This window comes from Thermoleptolyngbya oregonensis NK1-22 (assembly GCF_032705245.1).
GTDB classification, from domain to species: domain Bacteria; phylum Cyanobacteriota; class Cyanobacteriia; order Elainellales; family Elainellaceae; genus Thermoleptolyngbya; species Thermoleptolyngbya sichuanensis.
Window position 1 is genome coordinate 2,303,916 of sequence record NZ_CP053540.1, and the last position, 11,452, is coordinate 2,315,367.

9 protein-coding genes are annotated in these 11,452 nt (G+C 56.1%); 4 read left to right on the forward strand and 5 right to left on the reverse strand.

All coding sequences use genetic code 11. The annotated features are described in order from the left end of the window. Positions 1 to 86: 86 nt before the first annotated feature. Both mrdA and HNI00_RS10010 read right to left on the reverse strand, forming a co-directional pair. Positions 87 to 1,907: a penicillin-binding protein 2 gene (gene mrdA / locus HNI00_RS10005; RefSeq protein WP_316792912.1), complete on the reverse strand. Its 1,821-nt coding sequence runs from the start codon at positions 1,905 to 1,907 to the stop codon at positions 87 to 89. 101 nt (positions 1,908 to 2,008) lie between these two features. Further along, positions 2,009 to 2,185, reverse strand: a complete 177-nt coding sequence (locus HNI00_RS10010; RefSeq protein ID WP_316792914.1) for a hypothetical protein — start codon at positions 2,183 to 2,185, stop codon at positions 2,009 to 2,011. Positions 2,186 to 2,675: 490 nt separating this feature from the next. Here HNI00_RS10010 and HNI00_RS10015 point away from each other — a divergent pair, with 490 nt between their 5' ends. The 4 genes from HNI00_RS10015 (at position 2,676) to HNI00_RS10030 (ending at position 7,010) form a co-directional block, all read left to right on the forward strand. Further along, a complete protein-coding gene (locus HNI00_RS10015; RefSeq protein ID WP_316792916.1) occupies positions 2,676 to 3,815 on the forward strand; it encodes an ABC transporter ATP-binding protein in 1,140 nt (379 codons plus the stop codon). A gap of 153 nt (positions 3,816 to 3,968) precedes the next feature. Next, the gene (locus HNI00_RS10020) at positions 3,969 to 5,174 is read left to right on the forward strand and encodes an ABC transporter substrate-binding protein (protein WP_316792918.1); all 1,206 of its coding nucleotides are present in this window, start codon (positions 3,969 to 3,971) and stop codon (positions 5,172 to 5,174) included. Positions 5,175 to 5,293: 119 nt separating this feature from the next. Next, complete coding sequence (locus tag HNI00_RS10025) at positions 5,294 to 6,151, forward strand: ABC transporter permease (protein ID WP_367185857.1); 858 nt, start codon at positions 5,294 to 5,296, stop codon at positions 6,149 to 6,151. 31 nt (positions 6,152 to 6,182) lie between these two features. Beyond that, the gene (locus HNI00_RS10030) at positions 6,183 to 7,010 is read left to right on the forward strand and encodes an ABC transporter permease (RefSeq protein WP_316792922.1); all 828 of its coding nucleotides are present in this window, start codon (positions 6,183 to 6,185) and stop codon (positions 7,008 to 7,010) included. A gap of 148 nt (positions 7,011 to 7,158) precedes the next feature. Here the strand turns inward: HNI00_RS10030 and tkt are convergent, their stop codons facing one another. From tkt to acpP, 3 genes are all read right to left on the reverse strand, one after another. Beyond that, positions 7,159 to 9,171, reverse strand: a complete 2,013-nt coding sequence (gene tkt, locus HNI00_RS10035) for a transketolase (protein WP_316792924.1) — start codon at positions 9,169 to 9,171, stop codon at positions 7,159 to 7,161. Positions 9,172 to 9,581: 410 nt separating this feature from the next. Beyond that, positions 9,582 to 10,841 (reverse strand): beta-ketoacyl-ACP synthase II, encoded by a 1,260-nt coding sequence (gene fabF / locus HNI00_RS10040; protein WP_316792926.1) that lies wholly within the window; start codon positions 10,839 to 10,841, stop codon positions 9,582 to 9,584. 111 nt (positions 10,842 to 10,952) lie between these two features. Further along, positions 10,953 to 11,195 carry an acyl carrier protein gene (gene acpP / locus HNI00_RS10045; protein WP_068512699.1) on the reverse strand — a complete coding sequence of 81 codons (243 nt, stop codon included), beginning with the start codon at positions 11,193 to 11,195 and terminating at the stop codon, positions 10,953 to 10,955. Between the last annotated feature and the right edge of the window lie 257 nt (positions 11,196 to 11,452).

Consider the following 11,452-nt stretch of genomic DNA (forward strand, 5'->3'; position numbering starts at 1 on the left):
TGGGCGATCGCCCATCCACAGCGCCCCCTGCACAGAAGCGCACATCATCCCAAAAAGACCAGCCTAAAAGTCCCAAAAGCACCAGCCTAATCAGACACAACCCCGCCCTGGGGCGCAGCCTGGCTATCGGGCTGGGTTTTATTGAAATACGTTTCCAGCACTTGCTTCACCATTGGCGCAGCCACCTTGCCGCCGCCTCCCTCAGGGGAATTCTCGATAAACGCCACCACGACAATTTCTGGATTATCCAGCGGAGCATAGCCGCCATACCAGGCGTGGGATTTGCGCGGCGGATCTTCGGCAGTACCCGTTTTGCCCGCGTTGGGCGGCAGGCTGGGCGTATTCATCACTGTGCCCGTGCCGCTGCTGACCACCCGACGCAGCCCCTCTTGCAAAATTCTCAGCGTCGTAGGACTTAGACCAATAGGAGTGCGCCATGAGCGGGCTGCCTCCTGGTCTTTTAGCAAATGGGGACGCACCAAATCGCCGCCATTCGCGGGCACCGCAAACATCACCGCCACCTGGAGCGGCGAGGCCTGCATATAGCCCTGACCGATGGACATATTGATGGTGTCGCCGATAAACCATTCCTCATCCAGGTTTTCGCGCTTCCAGGCCGGATCGGGTACCAGCCCCGCCGATTCTTCAGCCGCCAGTTCAATGCCCGTTTTCCGTCCAAAGCCGTAGCGCCGTGTCCACTCAATCAGCGGCTCGTGGCCCATGCCCATCGCGGTTTGATAGAAAAATGTGTCGCTGCTCCAGGCCATGGCTCCGCGAAAATCCAGCGGCCCAAAGCCTGCATTGTTCCAGTCCCAAAACTTGATACCGCCGACTTCGATATAGGGGCGAGTCCGAAGAACGGTGCTGGGGGAATAGCGCCCCGACTCAATCGCCGCTGTCGTGGTGACAATCTTAAAGGTGCTGGCCGGCGGATAGCCCTGGAGGGCCCGGTTGACAAACGGATAGGACTTGCTTTGCAACTCCTGCCACTGGGCATCCGTAATATGGGTAGAAAAAAGATTGGGGTCAAAGGCCGGCCGGCTGACAAGCGCCAGCACGGCTCCGTTGCGCGGATCGAGGGCAACGATCGCCCCTTTGCGATCGCCCAACACCGTTTCCGCTGCCTTTTGCAAATCTAGATCCAGCGTCAGCGTCACGGTATTGCCTGCCCGTGCCGACTTTTCGCCCAGCACCCGCAGCACATGGCCCATGCCGTCCACCTCGACCTGCTGCCCGCCCCACTGTCCCCGGAGTTGTCGTTCAAACGCCGCCTCCACGCCCATCTGCCCAACCACATCCCCCAAGCGATAGCCTTCAGACCGCCGCCGTTCCAGGTCTTCGTCCGACATTTCGCCCGTATAGCCCAGCACATGGGCCGCTAGATCCCCGTGGGGATAGTAGCGCACCGCCTCTGCCTGCACCTGCACCCCCGGCATCTGCTGGCTAAACTCGGCCAGCGCTGTTACCTGGGCGGGGCTGATGCCACGAGCGATGCGAAGCAATTCTGGGGAACTATAGCCGGCCTGCTCCAGCCGCTTCTGGATAGTCTCTTCAGGAACATTGAGGATCGTGGATAGCCGCTTGACGATAGGCCGCCAGTTCGACTGCCGATTGGCAATCGGCCAGAGAAACACCGCATAGGAAAGGCGGCTTCCTGCCAGCGTCCGACCTTTGCGGTCAAGGATTCGCCCCCGCTCTGGCTGTCGAGGAATCAGCCGCACCCGGTTGTCATCTGCCAATTGCCGATTGTATTGCCCTTCGACCAGTTGCAGGTAGGCCAGGCGAGTGCCGATGCCTCCTAGCAGAGCGACGGTGACGGTGAGCATCACCACCAGCGATTGGTAGGACTTGCCCACGGTGCGGCCCGTTTGTTGCCGCACAGTTGGCGGATTTTGCGTCAGCGTCATAAATGAAAACGCGCCCTCTGATCAGAACCTCTGAAACCCAGTGCGGGTTGGAGAAATGTTAAATGTTTAGTAAATCATTAAGGTAAATCAATTCACATAGTTTACCGCCATTGATCCCGGTATTGATCCCGGTGTTGCTTCCCGGTACTGTCGGACTCAGCTTCACCTGTATTTTGGACTGTACCTTCGGTATAGGGCGATCGCCCCCACATCCCAAACCCGCCATAGCCGCTGCCGAAATCACTCAGCCCAAATCGCCAAAACGGTATACCAAACAACCGTTGATTACCCTGGCTTCTTTGAAGATGAAGGGAAAGTTAGCCGCACGGAATGTTTGTTATGCAACATCTGTCCTGCAACGTCTGTTATGGCGTGTCGGCGGCCGTCTGCGTAGATCCAGCTTGAAAAGCGCATAGCGATAGTCATGACCCCGTCGCGGGCAAACTGGCTTACAAGCTGAGGCGCTGTCCCGGAATTGGGAAACGCCCCGGCATTCGAGCATTTCCATCTCGCGAATTTTAAATCCAGCAATTTCAAATCCAGCAATCTCACGAGTCTAAAGGCTTCATCCCTTAGGATATTTACAAGTCATCAAAGTACGAGTCATAAAATACGAGTCATAAAATCATATAGAATCAGGCGCTTGTCTTTTCCCCCCGTCGCTCATAGGGACACACATACTCACGTAAGGACTCAACTGCTAAAATCTCAGACCTAAGCCTTGACCACTGCCCCGTTCTAGCAGAATTTCTATAGGGAATTTGCCACATGGCACAGACGATCACCCCAAATCAGTCCACGGTAGAAACCGAAACCCAATATGATGTCGAACTCCGCAAAGTCTTCAAGGTCTTCGATGGCTATACAGCGGTTCGCGGTATCGACCTGAACGTGCGGCAAGGGGAGTTCTTCAGCATTCTTGGCCCTTCCGGCTGCGGCAAAACCACAACGCTGCGCCTAGTGGCGGGGTTCGACGAGCCAACGGCAGGTGAGGTGTTACTCCAAGGCAGGTCAATGGTGGGCGTGCCGCCCTATCGCCGCCCGGTGAATACAGTGTTTCAGAGCTACGCGCTGTTCGGACACATGACCGTGTGGGACAATGTGGCGTTTGGGCTGCGGCTAAAAAATAAGAGCAAGGCAGAGGTTCAAAAAGCAGTTGGAGAAGCGCTGCAACTGGTCAAGATGGAGTCCTTTTCCCGACGCTATCCGGCTCAGCTCTCTGGCGGACAGCAGCAGCGTGTCGCGCTGGCGCGGGCGCTGGCAAACCAGCCAACTGTCGTGCTGCTTGACGAGCCATTGGGAGCGCTAGATCTGAAGCTACGGAAAGAAATGCAGGTGGAGCTTTCAACGCTGCATCGAGAACTGGGTGTCACATTCATCATGGTGACCCATGATCAGGAAGAAGCCCTCAGCCTGTCCGATCGGATTGCCGTGATGAATGAGGGGCGGGTAGAGCAAATTGGCACGCCCAGCGAGATTTACGAGTTTCCAGCTACGCCCTTTGTGGCCGACTTCATTGGCGAGACGAATCTATTCCAAGGGTATATGGCAGCCGCAGACCCGATGTTGATAAAAGTGGAAACTGAGCGCGGACTCCAGATGGTGGTGAAGCCGACGGAGGCTTGCCCCGGCGCGGCAGCGGAGCCTGTCGTGGTCAGCATTCGCCCCGAAAAGGTGCGGCTGTCGCTAGAGCCTCCTGGTAGCGAAATGAACTGTTTTGAAGGGCGACTCCGGCACACTATGTACCTGGGCACCCATGTCCACTATGTGGTCGATTTGCCGACGGGGGATATGGTGACGGTGATGCGCCCAAATCGCCCAGAGTCGATGCCCCAGATTGATACGCCTGTGTACGTATCCTGGTCGGCGGCAGATGCCCTTCCCCTTGCAACTCAGCCTGGAACCTGAAGCCTGGAGGCTAGAGCCTGGAGCCTAGAGCCTGGAACCCAGGGCCAAGGACGAAGGCGTTGGGAGTCAAGATTGGATGCACTCCTTAGAATCACTGCCCTCAAAGGGGGTGGTCATTCTTCGCATGGACACCGCAGTTTTAGGAGATTTGCTATGCCTCCCTATCGATTTTCTGGTCGTTCCAATTCTGAATCCTCGCTGAGGCGGAATCCTGGCGGTGGGCGATCGCCCTATTCCTCCGCCTCTCGCGCCAGCCGTCGCCGCTTTTTGCAGTTGTCGAGCGCAGCTTTCTCTGGTGTGCTGTTGAGCAATTGCGCCCGAAACATTGGTACAACGGGCAGTTCTGCCGCCACAGATACTTCCGCCGCCTCACCGCCCAGCAGCGGAGACAATACTCTCCACGTCTATACTTGGTCAGCCTACATCGATGAAGACCTGCTGAAGGGCTTTGAGCAAGACACCGGGATTAAGGTCATTGCCGATGTCTATGACTCCAACGAAACCATGCTGGCTCGAATGCAGGCTGGTGGCGGCAGCCAGTATAGCATCGTCTATCCTTCCGACTACATGGTAGAACTCATGATCGAGCAAGAGATGCTGCTCGAAATTGACCAAGACCGCGTTCCTGGCTATGCCGATCTGATGGAGCAGTGGCGAGATCCTCCCTACGACCCTGGCAACCAACACAGCGTGCCCTATACCTGGGGCACAACAGGGCTGGTCTACAACAAAGAATTGGTGAAGAAGCCCATTACCGACTGGTCTGACCTGTGGGAACGAAAGTCTGAACTCTCTCGCAGAATGACCCTGCTCAACGACGTGCGTGAGGTTATGGGCATGGCGCTAAAGATGCTGGGCTTTTCCAACAGCACCCAAGATCCCAAAGAAATTGAAGCTGCCTACAAAAAGCTGCAAGAACTCAAGCCCGCGATCAATGCCTTTACAACCGACGGTTGGCGAGATCAGATGGCAGTGGGCGACCTGGCCGTGGCCCATGCCTACTCGGTGGATGGCATCGATATGGTGCTGGAAAATCCCCAGCTAGAATACGTAGTGCCGTCCAGTGGCGCAACGGTTTGGACAGACACCATTGCCATTCCCAAAACGGCTCCCAACGTTGATGCCGCCTACAAATGGATTGAGTATTCGGTAGAACCGCAGACGGCGGCAAAGAATCTAGGACGGCTCAAACTGCCCACGCCCAACCAGAAAACGCTGACGCTATTGCCGAAGGAACTGGTCGAAAACCCAGATCTCTTCCCCCCCGAAGAAATTCTGGCAAAGTGTGAGGTTCTTGCCAATGTGGGCGAAGCGGTCGATATTTATGATCGGTACTGGACGCAGTTGACCAGCGCCTGACTCTGTTATTGAGCGATCGCTCTCAATATTTTTCCACTATGGCAACCTCCGCTCCGCTCTCCCCGACTCCAGAAGTCGAACCCCAGCGCCCTGCCAGCAAGGGACTCAAGCAGCGGCTGATGGGTTTGATACAGCCCTTTGTCTTGCTGGGGCCGCCAGGGCTTTGGCTGCTGTTGCTGTTGGTCGTGCCGACGCTGATGATCCTCGAACTGAGCCTGATTCCAGGATTCCGTCCTGGCAGCCAGCCCGCACCCTACGGTCTGGGCAACTATGCAAAAATCTTTGAGCTAATTGACGGTCAGGCGATTTATTTGTGGGTGATTGGGCGATCGGTGTTTTTTGCGATCGCCAGTACGCTCCTTTGCCTTGTGCTGGGCTTTCCTGTCGCCTATTGGATTGCGGTGATGGCTCCTGCTCGCTGGCGCAACCTGCTGCTGGTCAGCTTTGTGCTGCCCCTGTGGACATCCTCTCTGCTCCGCTCCTACGCCTGGATCACCATTCTGCGGCCGACGGGCGTGCTGAACTCGCTGCTGAGTACTCTCCGCTTGCCAACGCTGGATATTCTGAACACCCAGACTGCCGTGATGATCGGGTTGGCCTATAACTTTTTGCCCTATATGGTGCTAATCCTCTACGCTTCGCTGGAGCGGCTTGATAAGCGGCTGCTAGAAGCGGCGGCCGATCTGGGGGCAACTCCCCAGCAGGGCTTTTGGAAAGTCACCGTGCCCCAGACGCTCCCTGGCATCGCTGCTGCCTGCTTGCTGGTGTTTATTACCAGCCTGGGGGATTTTGTGGTGCCTGAACTGCTGGGCGGAGCATCCAGTATGACTATGGCCCGCCTCATTTACAACCAGTTCCTTGGCGCGACTCGCAACTGGGGCTTTGGCTCTGCCCTCAGCATGGTGCTGATCGGCGCGATGGGGCTGGGCATTGTGCTGCTGCTGAAGTATGGCGATCGCAAGCTAGAGAATTATTAACACTCCCCCCGTTTTCCCCCGGTTTCCCACTATGACCGCAACCCTCGATCTGCCCAAAACCGTTGCCGCCAAACGCCGCCTCTCCTGGCAGTTTCTCTTTACGCTGGTGATGTTTGCATTCATGTACATCCCAGTGCTAGTGCTGGCGTTTTTTAGCTTCAACGCATCGCCCTTTAGTGCAGGCTGGAGCGGCTTTTCGTTGCAGTGGTATCAGCGCATGTTCAACGACACGCGGATTCTATCAGCGCTGGCGGATAGCTTGTCGGTGGCGCTGCTGGCCGTGGGCATTGCGGCCGTGCTGGGCACGCTGATGGCCGTGGGGCTAGCCCGCTACACCTTTCCCGGCAAGCAGTTGTATCAGGGCATTTCCTACCTGCCGCTGATTATTCCTGATATTGCGATCGCCGTTGCAACGCTTGTATTTCTGGCTTCGCTGGCAATTCCCCTGAGCCTGTGGACAGTCGTTGCCGCACACATTGTCTTCTGCCTCGCCTATATCGCGGTCGTCGTCTCGACGCGGCTCACGGGCATGAATCCTCACCTAGAAGAAGCGGCGCTGGATCTAGGCGCAACTCCGTTTCAAGCATTTATTAAAGTGCTGCTGCCCCAGCTTATGCCTGCAATTATCTCCGGCTGTCTGCTGGCGTTTGTGCTAAGCATGGATGACCTGCTGATTTCCAGCTTCACCGCAGGCGGCGGCACCACGACGTTGCCAATGGAGATTTTTAGCCGCGTCCGCACAGGCGTAAAGCCCGACATTAACGCACTGAGCGTCGTGCTGATTCTGGCATCCGGAACCCTAGCCTTTGTGGCAGAGTTCATCCGCTATCGCAGCGAACAACAGCGGCTAGATGGGTAAGCTCAAGAAGACTGTTCCAAAACATAAAGGTTCGTAAAAGAAGGTTCATAAAAGTCCTATGAAAAGCCCAGCCAAGAGCGAATCGAGGCTGGGCTTTGGTTTTGGAAATGGTTTAGCAAATTTGGAAATGGTTTAGCAAAGCAACGGCTTAGCCAAGTAGCGCCTTAGCGCGGCTCAGCACATTGTCTACCGTGAAGCCAAACTTCTCCATGCAAACGCCGCCGGGAGCCGACGCGCCAAAGGTGTCAATGCCGAGAATATCTCCTTCGCTACCTGCATACTTATGCCAGCCGAAGGTCGTCCCTGCTTCCACGACCAAGCGCTTGGTCACTGCTTTGGGCAACACCGACTCTTTGTAAGCAGCGTCCTGCGCTTCAAACAATTCGGTAGACGGCATAGAAACCACGCGAACTTTCTTGCCCTCTGCGGCCAGTTGTTCTGCGGCCTTGACACAGAGATTCACTTCCGAACCCGTGCCAATCAAGATTAGATCCGGCGTGCCGTCGCACTCGATCACCGTGTAGCCCCCTCTGCCCACGCCTTCGATCGAGCTACCTGCCAAGTTGGGCAGACCTTGGCGCGACAGGGCCAGCAGCGTCGGGCGGTTCTTCCGGGCGTTTTCGATCGCCACTTTGTAAGCACCAGAAGTTTCCGTACCGTCCGCAGGGCGAATCACCGTCAGGTCAGGTATAGCCCGCAGCGAGGCGATGGTTTCCACGGGCTGGTGGGTCGGGCCGTCTTCGCCCAGGGCCACGGAATCGTGCGTCATCACCCAGATCACGCCGCACTCCGCCAGTGCCGACAGGCGAATTGCGCCGCGCATGTAGTCGGTAAACACCAGGAAGGTTGCGCCGTAGGGAATTAGCCCGGAACCATGCAGCGCAATGCCGTTGCAAATTGCGCCCATGCCGTGTTCGCGCACGCCAAAGTGGATGTTGCGGTTTTCGTAAGCGCCTTTCTGGAAATTGCCGCTGATTTCCAACTCCGTCAGGTTGGAGTGGGTCAGGTCGGCCGAGCCGCCAATGAGTTCTGGCAATACCGGAGCCAGCGCGTTGAGGCAGATTTCCGAGTGCTTGCGGCTGGCTAGCGCCTTATCTTCAGGTTTGTAGGTGGGCAGCACTTTGTCCCAACCCTCAGGCAGTTTGCCGCTCAGCAAGCGATCAAACTCCGCCGCTTCCTGAGGATACTTGGTCTTGTATTGTGCCCAGGTTTCCTGCCACTCGGCTTCGTAGCTAGCACCGCGCTCGATGGCTTTGCGAGTGTGGGCTAGGGCTTCGTCAGGAACGACAAAAGGATCGTAGGTCCAGCCCAGATTTTCGCGAGTCAGCTTGATTTCGGCTTCGCCCAGTGCCGCGCCGTGAACGCCAGCGGTGTTGGCCTTGTTGGGAGAGCCATAGCCGATGGTGGTGGTGACTTTAATGAGCGTTGGCTTGTCGGTAACGGACTTGGCTTCGGCGATCGCCCTGGCAATTCCCTCCAAATCCGTGTTGCCGTCCTGCACATGCAGCACATGCCAGCCGTAGGCTTCAAAGCGCTTGGACACGTCTTCCGTGAAAGCAATATCCGTGGAGCCGTCAATCGAAATGTGGTTGTCGTCGTAGAGCGCAATCAGCTTGCCTAGCCCCAGGTGACCCGCCAGCGAGCAGGCTTCGCCGGAAATCCCTTCCATGTTGCAGCCGTCGCCCAGGATGACGTAGGTGTAGTGATCTACCAGGGTCAGGTCGGGCTTGTTGAACTTGGCAGCGAGGTGCGCTTCGGCGATCGCCAGACCAACCGCATTGGCAATGCCCTGGCCGAGCGGCCCGGTCGTGACCTCAATGCCAGGAGTCTCAAAGTTTTCGGGGTGGCCAGGCGTTTTTGAACCCCACTGACGGAAGTTCTTGATTTCGTCCAGCGTGACGCTATCGTAGCCCGCCAGATACATCAGGGCGTACTGCAACATACAGCCGTGCCCAGCCGACAGCACAAAGCGATCGCGGTTAAACCACTTGGGGTTTTTGGGATTAAACCGCATGAACTGATCCCACAGCACAAACGCCATCGGCGCAGCACCCATCGGCAAGCCGGGGTGTCCAGACTTTGCCTTTTCAACAGCATCGATCGCCAAAAACCGGATGGAATTAATACAGAGTTGTTCGAGGGTTAGGGTCGCAACAGCCATTGTCTTCTTTTTACTCAACGACGGGTGACAGGCGCTCACAAACACGCCAAAACAGGCAAGCGGGGCGGATAGGCAAACAGAAGAATCCTGAATCACCAAAGGCATCTTCCCCATCATCCCACTACAGGGGATCACAGGTGAAAGATTTCCTGGGCGATCGCACTAGGCAAATATACTCAATAAAATTAGCTTAACGGTTTATGGAAAACTGGACAAGGGGTAATCACAGCTTTCTGTAAAGCCGAATACCGTAATAGGCGACTTGATAGGCAACTGGGCAGCTTAGAGGTTAGTTTCGCTACTTTGGTTAATTTCGCTACTTTAGGGTACTGCTTCAGAGTCTTGACGTTCAGAGTTTTGACTGACCGACTTCCCATCGGATGCAGGGAAAATCGCAAGAACTCCAGACTTTAGCCCTGATATTTGCGGAAAGCCAGCGTCACGTTGTGGCCGCCAAAGCCAAAAGAGTTGGACAGCGCCGCATCGACCGTCTGGCTGCGGCTCTCGTTTGCCACGTAGTCCAGGTCGCAGGCGGGGTCTGGGTTTTCTAGATTAATCGTGGGGGGCACACGATCGTTAGCCACGGCCATCACGGTCGCCACAGCCTCAATGCCGCCCGATCCGCCCAGCAGGTGGCCTGTCATGGACTTGGTGGAACTGACAGTGAGCTTGTACGCTTGATCGCCCAAGGCAGTTTTAATGGCCGCCGTCTCCGTAGAGTCATTAGCGGGCGTGCTGGTGCCGTGGGCGTTGATGTAGTGAATCTCTTCAGGACGCAAGCCTGCGTCTTTCATTGCAAGCTGCATTGCACGGGCAGCCCCTGCGCCACCGGGAACAGGTGAGGTGATGTGATAGGCATCGCAGGTCATGCCATAGCCGACAATCTCGGCATAGATCCGCGCCCCCCGGCTGAGGGCATGTTCCAGTTCTTCCAGAATGAGAATGCCAGCGCCCTCGCCCATCACAAATCCATCACGATCCTTGTCGAACGGGCGGCAGGCATGTAGCGGATCATCATTGCGGGTGGATAGGGCTTTGGCCGAAGCAAAGCCCGCTACAGACAAAGGCGTGACGGCCGCCTCTGTGCCGCCGCAAATCATTGCCTGAGCAAATCCCCGCTGCAAAATGCGAAACGCATCGCCAATGGCATTTGACCCAGCCGCACAGGCCGTCACTGTGCAGTTGTTGGGCCCCTTTGCCCCCACTTGAATCGCCGTCAGCCCGGCCGCCATGTTGGCAATCATCATCGGCACAGTGAACGGGCTACAGCGATCGGGGCCGCGCGTTAGAAACACTTCCTGCTGGTCTTCCATGACCTTAAGACCGCCAATGCCTGTGCCGATTAGCGTGCCGACCTGTTCAGCATTCAGATCGTTAATGACAAAATTGGCATCGGCGAGGGCTTGCTTGCTGGCAGACACCGCAAATTGGGCAAAGCGATCCATGCGCTTCGCTTCTTTGCGATCCATATAGAGCTGTGGGTCAAAGTTTTTGACCTCGCCCGCAATGCGGCAGTCGTGGCGAGACGCATCGAACAGTGTAATCGGGCCAATGCCGTTACGACCGCTCATCAAACCGTCCCAGTATTCCGCCAGGGTGTTGCCAATGGGCGTAATAGCACCCAGACCCGTAACCACGACGCGCTTTAATCCAGAATCCAAAGTTGTCATGACAGCAAATTCGCGGGCTTTTGCCCAAACCACAGAATAGCCGAGGCCTATAGATAGCCAGGGCAGAGAACAGCAGGAGGTTGGAGAAGGCGTGGAAACTTGTGTCCAGTCCTACGCAGCGACCTTTTGCTTGATGTAGTCCACAGCAGCTTGAACCGTAGCGATGCCTTCGGCGGCTTCGTCGGGAATTTCGATATCGAATTCTTCCTCTAGCGCCATCACCAGTTCAACCGTGTCTAGAGAGTCTGCGCCCAGGTCGTTGGCAAAGTTAGACTCAGGGTTGACTTCACTCTCTTCGACGCTCAGTTGCTCGGATACGATCTTTTTGACCTTTGTGAGAATCTCGTCGCTCATAGCTTTTATGTTCCTACCCAACGCGGATGCAAGTTGAGAAATTCAAAGAAATTCAATCTGTTGTGCAAGTCTAGCCGAATCCAAACTTGAAACTCGACAGAACTGGACACTGCCTGTCTCTGTCCGCAAGGCTTGCGATTTGCCGGGAACCGACGATGCGCTTGACCTAGTGGGAAATTAGGCATTCCTTCATATTATCTGAAAGCGTGACGAGCTAAAACGGAGGGCAGAAAAACTAGAAAACTAGGGATTAGGAG

Bases quoted from the DNA above. Each gene is read 5' to 3' on its own strand.
- mrdA (WP_316792912.1), bottom strand. From the start codon at position 1,907: ATGACGCTGACGCAAAATCCGCCAACTGTGCGGCAACAAACGGGCCGC.
- HNI00_RS10015 (WP_316792916.1), top strand. From the start codon at position 2,676: ATGGCACAGACGATCACCCCAAATCAGTCCACGGTAGAAACCGAAACC.
- HNI00_RS10020 (WP_316792918.1), top strand. From the start codon at position 3,969: ATGCCTCCCTATCGATTTTCTGGTCGTTCCAATTCTGAATCCTCGCTG.
- HNI00_RS10025 (WP_367185857.1), top strand. From the start codon at position 5,294: ATGGGTTTGATACAGCCCTTTGTCTTGCTGGGGCCGCCAGGGCTTTGG.
- HNI00_RS10030 (WP_316792922.1), top strand. From the start codon at position 6,183: ATGACCGCAACCCTCGATCTGCCCAAAACCGTTGCCGCCAAACGCCGC.
- tkt (WP_316792924.1), bottom strand. From the start codon at position 9,171: ATGGCTGTTGCGACCCTAACCCTCGAACAACTCTGTATTAATTCCATC.
- fabF (WP_316792926.1), bottom strand. From the start codon at position 10,841: ATGACAACTTTGGATTCTGGATTAAAGCGCGTCGTGGTTACGGGTCTG.
- acpP (WP_068512699.1), bottom strand. From the start codon at position 11,195: ATGAGCGACGAGATTCTCACAAAGGTCAAAAAGATCGTATCCGAGCAA.